The following is a 17,636-nucleotide window of genomic DNA, read 5'->3' on the forward strand; positions in this document are numbered from 1 at the left end:
TTATTGCGATAAGCCGAGGCGCTCACCACGGTAGCGGCCATCGAGAATGGCTTGCCACCAGTCGGGATTCGCCAGATACCAGGCGACTGTTTTACGCATGCCGCTTTCAAACGTTTCCTGCGGCGTCCAGCCTAATTCGCGCGCGATCTTACTGGCGTCAATCGCGTAACGCTGGTCATGGCCGGGCCGATCGGTAACGTAGGTAATCAGGTCGCGATAATGGGCCAGCCGCTGCGGTTTTTGATCTGCCGCCAGCTCTTCCAGCAGGCTGCATACGGTTTCCACCACTTCAATATTACGCCGCTCATTATGGCCACCAATATTATAAGTCTCACCGGGCTTGCCCTGGCTGACCACCTGATACAGTGCGCGGGCATGGTCTTCTACATAGAGCCAGTCACGTATCTGTTGTCCGTTGCCGTACACCGGCAACGCTTTACCCGCCAGCGCGTTAATGATGGTGAGCGGGATCAGTTTTTCCGGGAAATGGCATGGACCATAATTGTTTGAACAGTTGGTCACCAGCGTCGGCAAACCGTAGGTTCGGCGCCAGGCACGGACTAAATGATCACTGCTGGCTTTACTGGCAGAGTAGGGGCTGCTGGGAGCGTAAGGCGTGGTTTCGGTGAAGTAATCCTCGCTGCCATGCAGATCGCCAAACACTTCGTCAGTTGAGATATGGTGGAAAATAAACGCCGCTTTGCGTGTAGCATCCAGCGCTTGCCAGTAAAAGCGTGCAGCTTCCAGCAGCTGGTAAGTTCCAACGATGTTGGTTTCGATAAAGGCAATCGGCCCATCAATAGAGCGATCAACGTGGCTTTCCGCAGCCAGGTGCATCACACAATCTGGCTGATAGCGGTCAAAGATCTGATCGAGCGCCGGGCGATCGCAAATGTCAGCCTGCTCAAAGTTAAAACGTGGCGAATCGGCGACGCTGCTTAGCGAAGCCAGGTTGCCAGCATAGCTGAGTTTATCGACCACCACGACCTGATGATCAGTTTCGGCAATCAGAAAGCGCACCAGTGCCGAGCCGATAAAACCGGCACCGCCAGTGACCAGAAAACGTTTCATCGCCAGACGCCTTTGGTATCAACCACCCACTGCTGACGGACTGCGGCGGCATCCACTGCGCGGAAAGCGCGGTGATCAACCAGCATCACCAGAATGTCCGCCTGTGCCAGCGCCTGCTCGCTGGAGACCAGCGTGGCTTTGTCATTCAGCACCTCCGGAATCTGGTCGATGTGCGGTTCAACCACCCAGCTGGTGCCGCTATGCCAGTCAGCAATCAGTCGCGCAACGCCCATTGCCGGGCTTTCGCGCAGGTCATCAATGTCAGGCTTAAAGGCCAGACCGAAACAGGCAATGGTCAGATCGCTGGCACGCTTGCCGGTTTGCGTCAGGCTGTCCGCCACCGCCGTTTTGACCTGATCCAGTACCCATTGCGGCTTGGCGTCATTCACTTCGCGCGCGGTCCGAATCAGACGGGCCAGTTCAGGATTCTGCGCCACGATGAACCAGGGATCGACGGCGATGCAGTGCCCGCCCACGCCCGGGCCAGGCTGCAGAATGTTAACGCGCGGATGACGATTGGCCAGCGCAATCAGTTCCCAGACGTTAATCCCCTGAGCGGCGCAAATCAGCGACAGCTCATTTGCAAAGGCGATATTAACGTCACGGAAGCTGTTTTCGGTCAGCTTACACATCTCAGCGGTGCGGGCGTTGGTTTCCACACATTCGCCTTTCAAAAATAGCCGATAGAGTTCACTGGCGCGTGCCGAACAGGCTGGCGTCATGCCGCCAATCACCCGATCGTTATTGATCAGCTCTACCATCACCTTGCCCGGCAGCACCCGCTCCGGACAGTAAGCGATAAAAATATCGGGCGTCTCACTCTGCTGCGGGAAACGCAGATCGGGACGCGCAGCCGCCAGCCACGCGGCCATCTGCTCGGTGGTGCCGACCGGCGAGGTGGATTCAAGAATCACTAAATCGCCCGGTTTCAGGACCGGCGCGATCGACTCTGCTGCGGCTTTCACAAAGCGCAGATCGGGCTGATAGCCCGCCTGGAAAGGCGTTGGCACCGCAATCAGAAACGCGTCAGCGGCTTCCGGCTGGGTGGTCGCCCGCAAATCGCCGCGCGTCACGGCAGCGTGCACCACCTGGTCTAAATCGGGTTCCACGATATGAATCGCGCCACGATTAATGGTGTCAACCGCACGGGCATTGATATCAACGCCCACCACTTTTTTTCCCTTTGAGGCAAAAACGGCTGCCGTTGGCAGCCCAATGTATCCCAGTCCAATCACGGAAATGGTTTCAAAACTCATAAGTCGGCTCGGTTTTCTTTTAAGGCTTGTAAAATACGGCCACAGGCTTTGCCATCGCCATACGGATTATGGGCATGGCTCATCGCCTGCCAGGCGTTATCGTCAGTCAGCAGGGTGCTGACCTCAGCCACGATTCTGGCAATATCCGTCCCCACCAGTTTTACCGTACCGGCATCGACCGCTTCGGGCCGCTCGGTGGTATCACGCATCACCAGTACCGGCTTGCCCAGCGATGGCGCTTCCTCCTGAATCCCTCCCGAATCGGTGAGAATCAGCCAGGCGCGGTTCATCAGCCAGACAAAAGGCAGATACTCCTGGGGCTCGATCAGAATGATATTTTCAATGCCGCTAAGTATACGATTAACCGGCTCGCTAACGTTGGGGTTCAGGTGCACCGGATAGACGATTTGCGCTTCCGGATGCTGACGCGCAATCTGCGCCAGCGCGCTACAGATGCGCTCAAATCCGTCGCCAAAACTTTCACGCCGATGGCCGGTGACCAGCACCAGCTTCTTGCTGTCGTCGAGGAACGGATAGCGGGCCGCCAGCTGAGCATTCAGATTGGTGTCATCCAGCACCCGATCGCGCACCCATAACAGCGCATCAATCACCGTGTTGCCGGTCACCACGATGCGCGCATCCGGCAGATTTTCCTGCAGCAGATTCTGGCGCGATCGCAACGTCGGTGTGAAATGGAGACGGGCAAGATGGCCGGTGAGTTTGCGGTTTCCCTCTTCCGGCCACGGCGAGGCGAGATCGCCGGTGCGCAGTCCGGCTTCAACATGACCCACAGGGATTTGCTGATAAAACGCCGCCAGGCTGGCCGCTAAGGTGGTGGTTGTGTCGCCGTGAACCAGCACAATGTCCGGTTTGAAGTCGAGCAACACGTTCTTCATGCCCTCTAAAATGCGGCAGGTGATCTCGGTCAGCCCCTGCTCTGGTCGCATAATATTGAGGTCGTAGTCCGGCTGCAGCTGAAACAGGCGCAGCACCTGATCGAGCATCTCGCGATGCTGTGCCGTGACGCACAGCCGCGATTCAAAAGCCGGATCCTGCGCCAGCGCCTGAACCAGCGGTGCCATTTTAATTGCTTCAGGACGGGTACCAAATACTGTCAGAACTTTCACACTGTTTCTCTCAATGACGCTGGTCTGAGATCAGACGCGGACGACGTGTCAGCGCCACACCAGCACCCACCAATGCCCCTACGGCACCCCACATAATCATCATGAACAGGCGGCGCGGACTATCACGCGACACCGGCTCTTCCGGGGTACGCAGGTAACGGTAAGTCTGGAACTTGCTGTTCAGTGTCGGGCCGGCTACCAGCGTGGTCAGCATGGCTCTGTTCTGATCATAGCTTATATCGAAGTTGGGTCCGGTGGCGCGCAGGGTATCAAGCTGCCCCTGTAACACCGGCTTGCCCAGCAGAAACAGATCGCTGTCCGCCAGGTTTTCCCCGGCTTCGCGCGCCTGCTTTTCATTAATCCCCTGCTGGCTGGCGATCTTCAGCGCCTGCTCCAGGCGATGTTGCTGACGCTGAAACACCGCGTTAGCCACATCTTCCTGCCGTTTGACCTGCGCCTGAAGCTGCGCCGTCCGTGCCTGCCAGGCACCTTTAAACTCTTCATTCAGATGGCGTGCCGCCCGCTCGCTGGCGTAAGCAATGTACTGGCGCAGCAGGTTATTGGCATCGCTGGCGGTTTCCGCTTTAAGGCGGACATTGTCCGGCAGGTTATGTGCTGCATCGGCTGGCGTGAACACAATATTGCTGATCATATCGTCGAGCAGCGCGGCATCGTTGTGCGCGTTACCGGTTTTACGGCTTTTATAATAATCGGTTTGCTGCCAGAACTCGCGGCGCGTATCCCACGAGGCGAGTTGCATGGTGAACTCCTGATAGACCTCATCCATCACCGTGGGCGAGGGAGCAGAGAGCGTCAGCGCGTTATTGCGCACATCCAGGTTGGCAAGAAACTGCTGCTGCGCATAGTAAGAGCCCAGCATGTTGACGGTCGGGCGATCGGTAACCGCGGTGGTGCTCCAGACCTGCCTCATCAGCAGGGTCGCCAGCCAGGCGACCAGAGCAAACAGCAGCGCCAGCCCGACAATCCAGCGCTTGCCTTGCCATAAACGGCAACACAGGCCGCGAATATCCAGTTCGTTGTCCACAATCTCAGCAGGCATGGCAGCGTTATCCTTTATCAGCGCTTAGCGGGGTAAATTGTTTTTGGCGTTACGGTAATGGCTCAGACGGCGTTTAAGACGCCGGACACGTCGCGCCACGCGCCAGGCATGCTTCAGGCAGTAGCCGTAAACCATGAAGGCCACCAGGAACAGCAGCAGCATGACCCATTCCGGGATGAACGCCAGGTATTCACCCAAGACACCGATACCGGCAAGAATCGCGGCAGCAACGGTGATCAGCACAAAGGCCTGACGTGAGCTAAAACCAGCGCGCATGATCAGATGGTGGATATGCTGGCGGTCAGCAGAAAACGGGCTCATGCCTTTACGCAGACGGCGGTACATAATCGCCACCATGTCCATTAAAGGAATGGCGATCAGCCAGAGTGCGGTGACGGGAGTGATGGGATGGCTCAGACCCTGCGTCGTTTCCAGCAGAATCCAGATGATGGTGAAGCCGATCATTGTGCTGCCGGCATCGCCCATAAACACTTTAAAGCGGCGGCCGAGGAAGCCGAGGTTAAGCAGGATGTAAGGTAACGTGGCGGCGATCATCGCAAAACACCACATGGCGAGGCTGGTCTGGCCATCAAAGTAGAGGATGATGCCCATCGCCGCGAAGGTAACCGAAGAGAGTCCGCCGAGCAGGCCGTCAATGCCATCAACCATATTAAAGGCGTTAATCGCCGCCCAGACGGCAAACAGCGTCAGCACATAGCCAAACGGGCCGACAATCAGTTCAAAGGGGCCGACGATAAACCCAAGGCTCAGCAGATAAAGTTTGGCGCCGGTCATCATCACCACCGCGACGATCGCCTGCACCACGGCACGGATTTTCACGCTGATATCGAAACGATCGTCCAGTGCGCCAACCAGCACCAGCACCCCGGCGCACCCCAGATAGAGCAGCGCATGGGGCAGATAATAATTGGTTATCGCGAAGGTGAAGCAGATACCTGCAAACACAGAAATGCCGCCCACCAACGGAATCGCGCCATGATGGCGTTTACGTGAGTTAGGCTTATCAACCAGACCAATTTTTTTAGCTGCTTTTCGGGCAAAAAAGAGGAAAGCCAGGGAAAAGAGAAAAATTAAACCAAGCTCAGTACTCATAGTGAGTAAATTCACGTTAAACGCTCTCAGCTAACATCACGGGCAACAATACGCGAAACAATGCGCTTATCGCTGCGTCGGATTCCGAATTCTGCATAAAGAGATGCACGAACGGTCATTTATTCGCCACCACTACCACAGTCATTATTAATGCTCCTGCCAGTGTTCAATCCTATAGCTCAGAAATGAAAAACGCCACGTTGAGACGTGGCGTAAGGTCGATTTTCTGCGCATTTAGGCTAAAAAAGCCGAATCTGTGGTTCGGCTTTGCAGTATCGGATTAGGAACGCTTCATCATGTCGAAGAATTCGTCGTTGGTTTTGGTCATCGCCAGCTTGTTGATGAGGAACTCCATCGCGTCGATCTCGCCCATTGGGTGAATGATTTTGCGCAGGATCCACATCTTCTGCAGCTCTTCCTGAGAGGTGAGCAGCTCTTCTTTACGCGTACCGGAACGGTTGTAATCGATCGCCGGGAAGACGCGTTTTTCAGCAATTTTACGTGAGAGATGCAGTTCCATGTTACCGGTACCTTTAAACTCTTCGTAAATCACCTCATCCATCTTCGAACCGGTATCAACCAGCGCGGTCGCGATGATGGTCAGGCTGCCGCCCTCTTCCACGTTACGTGCTGCGCCGAAGAAACGCTTAGGACGGTGCAGGGCATTGGCATCGACACCACCGGTCAGGACTTTACCTGAAGCCGGGACCACAGTGTTATAAGCACGCGCCAGACGGGTGATGGAGTCGAGCAGGATGATCACATCTTTCTTGTGCTCAACCAGACGCTTGGCCTTTTCGATCACCATTTCAGCAACCTGAACGTGGCGCGAAGCAGGCTCATCGAAGGTCGAGGCGATAACTTCGCCTTTCACCAGACGCTGCATCTCGGTCACTTCTTCCGGACGTTCGTCGATCAGCAACACCATCAGGGTGCAATCCGGGTAGTTATACGCCAGGCTCTGCGCGATATTCTGCAGCAGCATGGTTTTACCGGCTTTTGGCGGTGCCACGATCAGACCACGCTGACCACGACCAATCGGTGACGCCAGATCCAGCACACGTGCCGTCAGATCTTCCGTTGAGCCATTACCCCGCTCCATACGCAGACGTTTATTTGCGTGCAGCGGCGTGAGGTTTTCGAACAGAATCTTATTACGCGCATTTTCCGGCTTGTCGTAGTTAACTTCGTTAACTTTCAACAGCGCAAAATAACGTTCACCCTCTTTAGGCGGACGAATTTTGCCAGAGATGGTATCACCTGTGCGGAGGTTAAAACGGCGAATCTGGCTGGGGGAAACGTAGATATCATCAGGACCGGCGAGGTAGGAGCTGTCTCCGGAACGGAGGAATCCAAATCCGTCCTGTAATATCTCCAGCACGCCATCACCAAAGATGTCTTCGCCGCTTTTCGCGTGCTGCTTCAGGATGGAGAAGATAATGTCCTGCTTGCGCATACGAGCCTGGTTTTCCAGCCCCATATTTTCGCCGAGAGTAATCAGCTCAGCAACCGGCGTATTCTTTAATTCGGTAAGATTCATAGTGATGGGTTCTTAAACTCGGGGTAATACTCGAAATGTTTGTCGTGAATGGTATGGCAATTAATCCATGCCGTTAATGGCTCTTTTCGACTCTTCTCGACGATCATCGTCTGGGATGGCGACCTGGAAGCGAGGAGACGGTCGATTGCGATGCCAGAGTTGGAGCTAACCGTCAGATTGCTAAACCGTTCTATCTTTATAAGGTACAGTGCGACAGGGTTTAACAAGGGAAAACTTTAGATGCTAACTACAAGGTAAGTTCGTAATGCAGTGTTGGTAACTTAGCACGCCTGAAAGCGAACGTCCAGCAGCAGGAGATAAATTCACCACTGCCAGACGTTCAGCCCTGAATTACGCCAGGTTGGCGTTCAGGAACTCTTTCAGCTGGCCTTTAGACAGCGCGCCCACTTTGGTCGCGGCGACTTCGCCATTTTTAAACAGCAGCAGCGTCGGGATACCACGAATGCCGTATTTCGGTGCCGTGCCTGGGTTATCATCAATATTCAGCTTAGCGATGGTCAGTTTGCCATCATACTCTTCTGCAACTTCATCAAGGATTGGTGCGATCATTTTGCAAGGACCACACCATTCAGCCCAGAAATCTACCAGTGTAACGCCGTCGGCTTTCAGCACGTCGGTGTCGAAACTGTCATCAGTCAGATGAACGATTTTATCGCTGCTCATGTTTTACTCCACAAGATTATGCCTGGCGAATTGGCGTAATATAAACCAATGTAGGTTGACTTTATTTCATCGGATACGCTTTCGTAAAGCGATAGTAAGCTGATATTCTACCACACTATGAGCAAAACACACTTAACTGAACAGAAGTTTTCCGACTTCGCCCTGCACCCAAAAGTCGTTGAAGCCCTTGATAGTAAAGGCTTTCAATACTGCACGCCGATTCAGGCGTTAGCCCTGCCCTTTACGCTTTCCGGGCGTGATGTTGCAGGCCAGGCGCAAACCGGTACCGGCAAAACGATGGCGTTTCTGACGTCAACGTTTCATCATCTTCTCTCTCATCCTGCGCCTGAAGGTCGTCAGGTTAACCAGCCACGGGCATTAATTCTCGCGCCAACGCGTGAACTTGCCGTGCAGATTCATGCCGATGCAGAACCGTTAACCGCCTCAACCGGCCTGAAACTGGGCCTCGCCTACGGCGGTGATGGCTACGATAAACAGCTGAAAGTGCTGGAGCAAGGCGTCGATATTCTGGTCGGGACCACTGGCCGTCTGATTGATTACGCGAAGCAAAACCACGTTAACCTCGGTGCCATTCAGGTGATGGTGCTGGACGAAGCCGACCGCATGTTCGATCTCGGCTTTATTAAAGACATTCGCTGGCTGTTCCGCCGGATGCCGGCAGCGACCCAGCGTCTCAGCATGCTCTTCTCCGCCACGCTCTCTTATCGGGTGCGTGAACTGGCGTTTGAGCACATGAACAGTGCTGAATATGTTGAAGTGGAACCGGAACAGAAAACCGGCCACCGCATTCAGGAAGAGCTTTTCTATCCGTCTAACGAAGAAAAAATGCGCCTGCTGCAAACCCTGCTGGAAGAAGAGTGGCCGGATCGCGCCATTGTGTTCGCCAACACCAAGCACCGTTGCGAAGATATCTGGGGCCATCTGGCTGCCGATGGTCATCGTGTCGGCCTGCTGACCGGTGATGTCGCTCAGAAGAAGCGCCTGCGCATTCTTGACGACTTCACCAAAGGGGATGTGGATATTCTGGTTGCGACTGACGTTGCCGCCCGGGGCCTGCATATTCCTGCCGTGACGCACGTGTTTAACTACGATCTGCCGGATGATTGCGAAGATTACGTACACCGTATCGGTCGTACCGGTCGTGCGGGCGCCAGCGGACACTCCATCAGCCTTGCCTGTGAAGAGTACGCGCTGAACCTGCCGGCGATTGAAGAGTATATCGGTCACAGCATTCCGGTCAGCAAGTACAACAGCGATGCATTACTGACTGACCTGCCGCCGCCTAAGCGTCTGGCACGCAGCCGTACCGGCAACGGTCCGCGTCGCGGAGGCAACAACGCTAATCGTCGCGGTGCGCCACGCAACAACAACCGTAAACGTTCGGGTTAAGCTCACCATGCTAAGCGCATCGTCACTTTATGCTGCGATTGATTTAGGTTCTAACAGCTTTCATATGTTGGTGGTGCGCGAGGTGTCTGGCAGTATTCAGACCATCGCGAAAATTAAGCGCAAGGTACGCCTTGCGGCCGGTCTGGATAAAAGCAACCATTTGTCAGCTGAGGCGATGACGCGCGGCTGGCAATGCCTCAAACTGTTCTCTGAACAACTGCAGGATATCCCTCTCGATCAGATCCGCGTGGTGGCAACCGCCACGCTGCGTCTGGCAGCGAATGCGCAGGAATTTCTCGATACGGCGCAACAGATTCTCGGCTGTACCATCAACGTCATCAGCGGTGAAGAAGAGGCTCGCCTGATTTATCAGGGCGTGGCGCACACCACCGGCGGTTCCGATCAGCGTCTTGTGGTCGATATCGGCGGCGGCAGCACCGAGCTGGCGACCGGTGATGGTTCGCATGCCACCGTGTTATTCAGCCTGTCGATGGGCTGCGTGACCTGGCTGGAGCGCTTCTTTAGCGATCGTCACCTGGCGAAGGAGAACTTTGACCAGGCGGAACAGGCGGCGCGCGAGATGATCCAGCCGATTGCCGCGCAACTGCGTGAGCAGGGCTGGCAGGCCTGTGTCGGCGCGTCGGGTACGGTGCAGGCGCTGCAGGAGATCATGGTGGCGCAGGGTATGGACGAGCGCATTACCCTGAATAAACTGCAGCAGCTGAAGCAGCGCGCTATTCAGTGCGGTAAGCTGGAAGAGCTGGAAATTGAAGGGCTGACGCTGGAACGGGCGCTGGTGTTTCCCAGCGGCCTGTCGATTCTGATCGCCATCTTTCAGGAACTCGCTATTGATAGCATGACGCTGGCGGGCGGCGCGCTGCGTGAAGGGCTGGTTTACGGCATGCTGCACCTGCCGATCGACCGCGATATCCGCACCCGCACGCTACAGAACGTCCAGCGTCGTTTTAGCATCGACGTAGAGCAAGCCGATCGGGTCCGCCAGCTGGCAGAACGTTTTTTCCGTCAGGTCTCTACCCTGTGGAAGCTGGATCAGCGCTGCCGTGACCTGCTGCTCAGCGCCTGCGCCATTCATGAGATTGGCCTGAGCGTCGACTTCCGCCATGCGCCGCAGCACGCCGCTTATCTGGTCCGTCACCTCGATCTGCCCGGCTTTACCCCGGCGCAGAAGAAGTTGCTGGCCTGTCTGCTGCAGAATCAGAGCGGCAGTATCGACCTGGCGTTACTGGCGCAGCAGAATGCCCTGCCGCCGCGTCTGGCGGAACGGATGTGCCGTCTGCTGCGTCTGGCGATCATCTTCTCCAGCCGCCGTCGCGACGACACCCTGCCGGCAGTCCGGCTGCAGGCTGACGATGACGCGCTGCATCTGACTTTACCTGATGGCTGGCTGGAGGCGCATCCGCTGCGCAGCGAGCTGCTGGAGCAGGAGAGCCATTATCAGTCCTATGTGCACTGGTTACTGACCCTGTCGTAACCGGCACCCGTTAAGGTAGCCTGAGGCGCGCTGTCGTCGCCTCATCCTCTCTTCCACCGGCTTAGCCTTTCTTCGCCTTATCCAGCATCGCGCGCAGGCCCGCAACCCGACTCTGTCCGGTTTTCATCCGCTCTTCGGCACTCACCACTTTGCGCTCCGTCTCCCACTGCAGATCGTCCTGCGGCAGTTCCAGCAGAAAACGGCTCGGCTCCGGTCGCACCAGTTCGCCATACTGCCGACGTTCACGGCAGAGGGTAAAGGTCAGCTCTTTCTGCGCCCGCGTGATGCCGACGTAAGCGAGACGCCGCTCCTCTTCGATATTGTTCTCATCGATGCTGCTCTGATGCGGCAACAGTCCCTCTTCCATCCCCACCAGAAACACATAGGGGAACTCCAAACCTTTAGACGCATGCAGCGTCATTAACTGCACCTGATCAAGCTCTTCGTCGCTTTCCCCGCGCTCCATCATGTCGCGCAGGGTAAAGCGCGTGACCACCTGCGCCAGGGTCATCGGCTCATCCAGATCGCTGCCTTCCAGCATCTCCGTCATCCACTGAAACAGCGTGTTGACGTTCTTCATCCGCATCTCTGCCGCTTTCGGACTGCCGGAGGTTTCGAACAGCCAGCTTTCATAGTCGATACCGCGAATCAGGTCGCGTACCGCATTCACCGGCTCGCGTTCGGTCAGCTGGATAATCTCGTTCAGCCAGTGGGTGAAGCGTTGCAGATGTTCCAGTCCGCGTCCGCCCAGCGTCTGTCCCAGACCGACATCAAAGCTGGCGTTAAACAGGCTCTTGTTGCGCAGGTTGGCCCATTCGCCCAGTTTTTGCAGCGTCGCCGGGCCAATCTCGCGGCGCGGCGTATTGACGATGCGCAAAAAGGCGCTGTCATCGTCGGGATTGGTCAGCACACGCAGATAGGCCAGCAGATCTTTGATCTCCGGGCGTGAGAAGAACGAGGTACCGCCCGAGATGCGATAGGGAATACGGTTCTGCATCAGAAACTTTTCAAACACCCGCGACTGATGGTTGCCGCGGTAGAGAATGGCGTAGTCTTTATACTGCGTCTTGTTGATAAAATGGTGGGCAATCAGTTCGCCGGTCACCCGCTCCGCCTCGTGCTCTTCACTGTTGGCGGTGACCACCTTCAGTTCACTGCCCAGACCCAGTTCAGAGAACAAGCGTTTTTCAAATACGTGCGGATTATTGGCGATCAGGATATTTGCCGCTTTCAGGATGCGCTGGGAGGAACGGTAATTCTGCTCCAGTTTCACCACCTCCAGCGCCGGAAAATCTTCTTTCAGCAGCACCAGGTTTTGTGGCCGTGCCCCGCGCCATGAGTAGATCGACTGATCGTCGTCGCCCACCACGGTAAAGCGCGCCCGCGCGCCAACCAGCAGCTTCACCAGCTCGTACTGACTGGTGTTGGTGTCCTGATACTCATCCACCAGCAGATAGCGAATGCGCTGCTGCCAGCGCTCACGCACCTCCTGATTACGCTGCAACAGCAGCGTCGGCAGCAGGATCAGATCGTCAAAATCGAGCACGTTACATGACTTGAGATGCTGGTCGTAAAGGGCGTAGCAGTGGGCAAAAATTTTATCGCGCTCTGAACTCGCCCGTGCCGCTGCGTGCGGCGGATCGACCAGATCGTTTTTCCAGTTCGAGAGGGTCGAGATCAGCTGCTGCAACAGGGTCTTATCCTCTTCCAGCCACTCTTTCGTCAGCTCTTTCAGCAATCCGAGCTGGTCCTGGTCATCAAACAGCGAAAAGTTGGACTTCATGCCCAGCGCCGCCGTTTCACGCTTGATGATCTCCAGCCCCAAAGTATGGAAAGTGGAGATCATCAGGCCGCGCGCCTCTTTGCGGCCCAGCGTCTGCGCCACACGCTCTTTCATCTCACGAGACGCTTTATTGGTGAAGGTGACCGCGGCGATATGGCGCGCCTGATAGCCACACTCCCGAATCAGATGGGCGATTTTATTGGTGATTACGCGGGTTTTGCCCGATCCCGCGCCCGCCAGCACCAGACAGGGACCGGTAACAAATTCGACGGCGCGTTGTTGGCTGGGGTTTAAACGCATAGGAAAATCGCTCAGTTGAATCAAAAGAAAGGGGTTTATACTGGGCGGCAATTATACACAACCGAGATAGCAACATGGCGAAAACCGCGGCGGCTTTACACATCCTGGTGAAAGAGGAAGCACTGGCAAAAGAGATTCTGGCGAAACTGGCAAAAGGCGGGAATTTCCAGCAGCTGGCAAAGAAGCACTCAACCTGTCCCTCCGGCCGTAACGGCGGCGATCTGGGGGAATTTCGCCAGGGACAGATGGTGCCGGCGTTTGATAAGGCGGTCTTTACCTGCCCGCTGTTAACGCCATACGGGCCGGTAAAGACCGGTTTCGGTTATCACATTATCAAAGTGCTCTATCGCAACTAATTACTTCTTCTGCTTCATCTGCTGCAGGACGGTGCTGCACTGGTTGTCTTCGTTATCACTTGGAGAGATCAGTGCCAGCAGCGCCGCTGCCGGACCCACGACCGCGCCCAGCGCCACGGCAGCGGCACCCCGTGCCAGCAACGGCCCCGTTTTCACGCCCGCATCCGGATTTTTAAAGGTGCCACGCACGTAGAGCGGGGAGCGCAGCGTCACGATGCGGATGCCTTTACTCTCCGGATTCACCGAAAGATCCAGCCGCTCACTGGCGAAGTTTGCATTGCCTGACACATTGATAATCGCGTTCTCGGTATCAAACACAAACAGGTTAGGCGTCGCCACACCATTCTGCAGTTTGAGATCGGTGGCGGCGCAGTTGATGCGCACCTGATCATCACCAAACAGCTTGCCCACCACATAGTTACCAACGTTGAGTCCGGCAATTTCCATCAGGCTGCGGCTAATCAGCCCATCATTCATCAGCAGTTTGAGCTGCCCGTTACTGGTCGCCAGCAGATCGGCCACTGAGTTACCGGTGCCGGTAAAGCTGGCATCGCCATTGAGCTGGCCACGGCTGTTCTTCATCGCCTCGACATTCGGGAAGAGCTGACGCAGCTGCAGCTTACGTATATGAAGGTCAACCCGACCGCGCATCGGCGAGTGATCCCCCTCCAGCCGGATGGTGCTGTTGAGCGCACCGCCCGCCACACCAAAGCGCAACGGGTCCAGCAGCAGATCGCCGTTTTTCAGCTGCAAATGGGTATAAAGATCGCTTAACGGCAGCGAATTGCTGTGTTCGATACGTTTACCGCTGAACTTCACGTCGGCATCCATCACGTCCCAGTTTTTGGTATCAAACTGGTCATGTGGCAATACCCGATCGGCGGGCTGGCTCGATTTCTCTCCGCGCCGGGCTTTTGCCTGCGCGGTTTTGTCGCTGCCTTTGCCGGAATCGACGCCAATCAGCGGACCCAGATCCGCCATCCGCAGCTGGTCTGAAGTCAGTTCACCGCTGAGTCTCGGCCGCGGTTTGCCCTGGCTATAGATCAGCGAACCGTGAATATCGCTGTCACCAATGTGGCCGTTGAATTTTTCATAGCGGTAGACCGCGCCTTTCTCACCACTGAACTTCGCGATCAGGTGACCGTCCGTTTCATACGGAGGAGTGTCAGGCAACAACACGCCGGTCAGCCCGTACAGATTCGCCAGTGTGTCACCCGAGAAGCGCAGCCGCACGTTGAGTCCGCCGAGGTTCATCGGGTCCTGAACTCCGCCGGTGACCTGGACCCGCGTGCTGCCGTTACGCAGGTCAGCCTGCACCGGGAACGGTGTGTTCTGACTGCGCAGCGACAGCATCCCGCCTATTTTGCCCTGACCACTGAGTTTCTCGTCGTTATAGGTGCCATTCGCCTGCCAGCCGAAAACAAAATCGCCCGCGCCCTGCTGCTTATCATCTCCGCCAGCGATCTGCGCGTAAGGCACCGGTTTACCCAGCGGGTTAACCTGTACCGTTACATCGGCGTGGTTGATGGCATCGCGATAGCGGATCTGGCCCTGATCGAACAGGATGTTATCGAGACGGAATGACCAGGCGGAAGGTGCCGCATTCTGATCTTTGCTGTCGCTGTTAGCGAGGTTAAAGGTCCAGTTATTTTTCTTATCCGCGGTCTGAATCAGACGCGCATCGGGTCGCTGCAACTTAATCCACGGAATGAACAGCTCTTTATGCAGCAGCGACAGCGGTGACAAGGTGGCATCGACCCGCTGCAGATGTACCATTGTGACGTCAGCAATATCAGGCGGATTGCCCAGCATGATATCTTCCGCATGCAGTTGCGGCCACGGTACCCAGCGTCGCCAGCCCGGTTCCTGCGGATTGCGCGCCCAGTTAACGCCCAGATCGCCGCGTATTGCAAAGGGCCGATTGAGTTCGGTTGAGACTTTCTGATTGATGGTGGGTTTCAGGCGATTCCAGTCAAAGGTGGCGATCACCACGATGATGACCACGATTAACAACAGCAGAATCCCTACTACCCAACTGACTATTTTCCCGGTACGCGACATTGCGCTTTCTCCTTGCACGTTCACTGTCTCCGTTAAAGATAGTCGAGACCGTGAGCAACGGCGTCAGGGAAGCTGGATAGTGAGATGATTCAATTCAGAAAAGGGAAGCGGGCGCGAAAAGAAATAGCCTTGAGCGGCGATGGCGGGTGAGCGTCTGACCTGCTGCCACTCCTCTTCCGTCTCCACGCCTTCAACGATGACGCCATTACAGTAACGGTTGATCAACGCCAGCAGCATCGAAAACAGGCTGCGTCCTTCGTCGGAATTGCGCAGCAGGATAAACAGTTCACGCGACAGTTTAATGTAGTCATATTTCAGTTCGGTCAGCGCCGAGAAATTGGCCATGCCAGAGCCAAAATCATCCAGCCACAGTGGCCCCAGCTCCGGCATCTGCGCCACCATCTCTTCCTGCGGCAGCACATGGTGCTCTGTGAGTTCAAAGCGTACCCAGGGCAGACGAGCAATCAGGCTGCGGATCGCCGGATGATGCTGCAGCGCTAACAGAGACGGACCATCAATGTTGACCGAAGCGACCACCCCATGTTGTTCGAAAAAGGGTGTCCACTGCATTAACAGTTCGAGTTGTTCATGCACCACATGCAGCCGCTGGGGGATATCCAGCCCGGCAAAATAGGCTTCCGGCGACAGGCTTTTTTCAGGTGCCAACGGATGCGTAATTGCCGTCAGCAGCTCGATTGCCAGCAACCGTCCCGTCACCTGATAAATCGGCTGGAAGCGATAGCATCGTTGGCACTGGTGCCAGAAATGGGGTGTTTCCGGTTGGGCGTTGAGGTCAGTTGAAGATGGTAGCCATTGACGAATACTCTCCATCACCATGGTGTTTTCCTGGTTGGTAACGAGCGCTCAAAATGGGCGACTCAACGGTGATTATCGACCATGCCTGTGATCGCTTGATGAAATGTCCAGCCACATCAAAGCGGGAAGTCTAACAACCTTTGAGCTGACACAATCGCCAAAACAAGCCGAACATAGCGCGCTTTATCTGCCAGATCGGTGCTATTCGTCACCTTAAGTTAAATTAAAACACCGTTTTAAAAGCATTGACGTCTGCCATACCAGACGCGAGACTATGGCGATATTTCACTACAGGTCTAAAACCATGACGCAGAAAAAAATTGCCATTATTGGTGAATGCATGATTGAGCTGTCCGAAAAAGGTGAGAACATTAAACGCGGCTTTGGCGGTGATACGCTGAATACTGCGGTCTACATCGCCCGTCAGGTGGATCAGCAGCAGCTTCGGGTCGATTATGTTACCGCGCTGGGTGTTGACTCGTTCAGCGATCAGATGATCGCCGCCTGGCAGCAGGAAAAGGTCAATACCGATCTGATCCAGCGTCTCGACAATAAAATGCCTGGCCTGTATGTGATTGAAACCGACGCTGAGGGTGAGCGCACCTTCTGGTACTGGCGCAGCGATGCCGCCGCCCGTTACTGGCTTGACAGTCCTCAGTCAGAAGCGATCTGTCAGCAGCTGGCGCACTATGACTATCTCTATCTGAGCGGGATCAGCCTGGCTATTTTAGCCCCAGCCAGCCGCGATAAACTGATGCAGTTGCTGGATCGCTGTCGCGCCAATGGCGGTAAGGTGATATTTGATAACAACTATCGTCCGCGCTTATGGGCCGATCAGGCCAGCGCCCAGGCCGCTTACCGCGCCATGCTCAACCGCACCGATATCGCTTTTCTGACGCTGGATGATGAACATCTGCTGTGGGGCGAACAGCCGCTGGAGGCGGTAATTGCGCGCACGCGTCAGGCCGGTGCCAGCGAAATTGTGATCAAACGCGGCGCAGAATCCTGCCTGGTTGCCATCGGCGACGATCCCCTGATTGATGTGCCAGCGGTCCGTCTGGCAAAAGAGAAGATCATCGACACCACCGCCGCTGGCGACTCGTTCAGTGCCGGTTATCTGGCACGCCGTCTGACCGGTGCTTCAGCAGAAGCGGCGGCACAGCGCGGTCACCTCACCGCCAGCACGGTGATTCAGCATCGCGGCGCGATTATCCCGGCCGGGGCGATGCCCGACTAAACGACGGCTGCGGGCCGGTTATTACAACCACGGATAACCCGCCCGACGCATTATTCCTTCTTAACAGCCCGCAGCGAAATATCCGGTAAATTTCAGCTAACAAAGCGGGCTGTATCGGCCATTTACCTTAAACAAATAAATCATCGTTAATCGCCGGCCCCGCACCGCTAGCGCCTCCAGAACATCTTATAAATTATGTTTTAAAATTAGTGAGTTACTCTCAAAATCCCGCCACCAGGCATAGTCCGAATCTGGCCATTTTTGTCGTTTTCGGATGGACGTCCGCCGGAAAAAAGACCATCTTTTAATCAACAACAGCAGGACGCTGTG

Annotated in this window: 14 protein-coding genes; 4 read left to right on the top strand and 10 right to left on the bottom strand. The window is 55.7% G+C overall.

What is annotated here, in order from left to right; genetic code table 11:
- The 7 genes from rffG to trxA all read right to left on the bottom strand — a co-directional run bounded on the left by rffG (position 1) and on the right by trxA (position 7,851).
- Positions 1-1,071: a dTDP-glucose 4,6-dehydratase gene (gene rffG / locus WFK59_RS19565; RefSeq protein WP_336756931.1), complete on the bottom strand. Its 1,071-nt coding sequence runs from the start codon at positions 1,069-1,071 to the stop codon at positions 1-3.
- Positions 1,068-2,327 (bottom strand): UDP-N-acetyl-D-mannosamine dehydrogenase, encoded by a 1,260-nt coding sequence (gene wecC, locus WFK59_RS19570; protein WP_233985669.1) that lies wholly within the window; start codon positions 2,325-2,327, stop codon positions 1,068-1,070. The genes rffG and wecC overlap by 4 nt, the downstream gene beginning before the upstream one ends.
- Positions 2,324-3,454, bottom strand: a complete 1,131-nt coding sequence (gene wecB / locus WFK59_RS19575; protein ID WP_336756932.1) for a non-hydrolyzing UDP-N-acetylglucosamine 2-epimerase — start codon at positions 3,452-3,454, stop codon at positions 2,324-2,326. The genes wecC and wecB overlap by 4 nt, the downstream gene beginning before the upstream one ends.
- A gap of 10 nt (positions 3,455-3,464) precedes the next feature.
- On the bottom strand, positions 3,465-4,514 hold the full coding sequence (gene wzzE, locus WFK59_RS19580; protein ID WP_233985670.1) for an ECA polysaccharide chain length modulation protein: 1,050 nt from the start codon (positions 4,512-4,514) through the stop codon (positions 3,465-3,467).
- A gap of 24 nt (positions 4,515-4,538) precedes the next feature.
- Positions 4,539-5,627, bottom strand: coding sequence for a UDP-N-acetylglucosamine--undecaprenyl-phosphate N-acetylglucosaminephosphotransferase (gene wecA, locus WFK59_RS19585; protein ID WP_233985671.1), 1,089 nt, complete (start codon positions 5,625-5,627; stop codon positions 4,539-4,541).
- 280 nt (positions 5,628-5,907) lie between these two features.
- On the bottom strand, positions 5,908-7,167 hold the full coding sequence (rho, locus tag WFK59_RS19590) for a transcription termination factor Rho (RefSeq protein WP_031375060.1): 1,260 nt from the start codon (positions 7,165-7,167) through the stop codon (positions 5,908-5,910).
- A 351-nt stretch (positions 7,168-7,518) separates the two neighbouring features.
- Positions 7,519-7,851 (bottom strand): thioredoxin TrxA, encoded by a 333-nt coding sequence (gene trxA / locus WFK59_RS19595; protein ID WP_003851963.1) that lies wholly within the window; start codon positions 7,849-7,851, stop codon positions 7,519-7,521.
- 117 nt (positions 7,852-7,968) lie between these two features.
- Between trxA and rhlB the strand changes: the two genes are divergently transcribed.
- Positions 7,969-9,261: an ATP-dependent RNA helicase RhlB gene (rhlB, locus tag WFK59_RS19600; RefSeq protein ID WP_094120961.1), complete on the top strand. Its 1,293-nt coding sequence runs from the start codon at positions 7,969-7,971 to the stop codon at positions 9,259-9,261.
- A gap of 7 nt (positions 9,262-9,268) precedes the next feature.
- Positions 9,269-10,753: a guanosine-5'-triphosphate,3'-diphosphate diphosphatase gene (gene gppA / locus WFK59_RS19605; RefSeq protein ID WP_233985672.1), complete on the top strand. Its 1,485-nt coding sequence runs from the start codon at positions 9,269-9,271 to the stop codon at positions 10,751-10,753.
- 61 nt (positions 10,754-10,814) lie between these two features.
- On the opposite strand, the gene rep is transcribed toward gppA, so the two are convergent.
- A complete protein-coding gene (gene rep / locus WFK59_RS19610; protein ID WP_336756935.1) occupies positions 10,815-12,836 on the bottom strand; it encodes a DNA helicase Rep in 2,022 nt (673 codons plus the stop codon).
- Between the two features lie 74 nt (positions 12,837-12,910).
- Between rep and ppiC the strand changes: the two genes are divergently transcribed.
- Positions 12,911-13,192 (top strand): peptidylprolyl isomerase PpiC, encoded by a 282-nt coding sequence (ppiC, locus tag WFK59_RS19615; RefSeq protein WP_010257386.1) that lies wholly within the window; start codon positions 12,911-12,913, stop codon positions 13,190-13,192.
- On the opposite strand, the gene WFK59_RS19620 is transcribed toward ppiC, so the two are convergent.
- Together WFK59_RS19620 and pdeH are read right to left on the bottom strand one after the other, a co-directional pair.
- Positions 13,193-15,253, bottom strand: coding sequence for an AsmA family protein (locus WFK59_RS19620; RefSeq protein WP_233985674.1), 2,061 nt, complete (start codon positions 15,251-15,253; stop codon positions 13,193-13,195). It abuts the gene before it with no gap.
- A gap of 63 nt (positions 15,254-15,316) precedes the next feature.
- Positions 15,317-16,090 carry a cyclic-guanylate-specific phosphodiesterase gene (gene pdeH, locus WFK59_RS19625; RefSeq protein ID WP_233985676.1) on the bottom strand — a complete coding sequence of 258 codons (774 nt, stop codon included), beginning with the start codon at positions 16,088-16,090 and terminating at the stop codon, positions 15,317-15,319.
- Positions 16,091-16,373: 283 nt separating this feature from the next.
- Between pdeH and WFK59_RS19630 the strand changes: the two genes are divergently transcribed.
- Positions 16,374-17,306 (top strand): sugar kinase, encoded by a 933-nt coding sequence (locus WFK59_RS19630; protein WP_336756938.1) that lies wholly within the window; start codon positions 16,374-16,376, stop codon positions 17,304-17,306.
- The last annotated feature ends 330 nt before the right edge of the window (positions 17,307-17,636 follow it).

Source organism: Pantoea sp. USHLN298 (assembly GCF_037149395.1).
Lineage (GTDB): Bacteria > Pseudomonadota > Gammaproteobacteria > Enterobacterales > Enterobacteriaceae > Pantoea > Pantoea astica.

Excerpts from the sequence above, each read along its gene's own strand:
- rffG (WP_336756931.1), bottom strand. The coding sequence starts at position 1,071 with ATGAAACGTTTTCTGGTCACTGGCGGTGCCGGTTTTATCGGCTCGGCA.
- wecC (WP_233985669.1), bottom strand. The coding sequence starts at position 2,327 with ATGAGTTTTGAAACCATTTCCGTGATTGGACTGGGATACATTGGGCTG.
- wzzE (WP_233985670.1), bottom strand. The coding sequence starts at position 4,514 with ATGCCTGCTGAGATTGTGGACAACGAACTGGATATTCGCGGCCTGTGT.
- wecA (WP_233985671.1), bottom strand. The coding sequence starts at position 5,627 with ATGAGTACTGAGCTTGGTTTAATTTTTCTCTTTTCCCTGGCTTTCCTC.
- rho (WP_031375060.1), bottom strand. The coding sequence starts at position 7,167 with ATGAATCTTACCGAATTAAAGAATACGCCGGTTGCTGAGCTGATTACT.
- trxA (WP_003851963.1), bottom strand. The coding sequence starts at position 7,851 with ATGAGCAGCGATAAAATCGTTCATCTGACTGATGACAGTTTCGACACC.
- rhlB (WP_094120961.1), top strand. The coding sequence starts at position 7,969 with ATGAGCAAAACACACTTAACTGAACAGAAGTTTTCCGACTTCGCCCTG.
- gppA (WP_233985672.1), top strand. The coding sequence starts at position 9,269 with ATGCTAAGCGCATCGTCACTTTATGCTGCGATTGATTTAGGTTCTAAC.
- rep (WP_336756935.1), bottom strand. The coding sequence starts at position 12,836 with ATGCGTTTAAACCCCAGCCAACAACGCGCCGTCGAATTTGTTACCGGT.
- ppiC (WP_010257386.1), top strand. The coding sequence starts at position 12,911 with ATGGCGAAAACCGCGGCGGCTTTACACATCCTGGTGAAAGAGGAAGCA.
- WFK59_RS19620 (WP_233985674.1), bottom strand. The coding sequence starts at position 15,253 with ATGTCGCGTACCGGGAAAATAGTCAGTTGGGTAGTAGGGATTCTGCTG.
- pdeH (WP_233985676.1), bottom strand. The coding sequence starts at position 16,090 with ATGGTGATGGAGAGTATTCGTCAATGGCTACCATCTTCAACTGACCTC.
- WFK59_RS19630 (WP_336756938.1), top strand. The coding sequence starts at position 16,374 with ATGACGCAGAAAAAAATTGCCATTATTGGTGAATGCATGATTGAGCTG.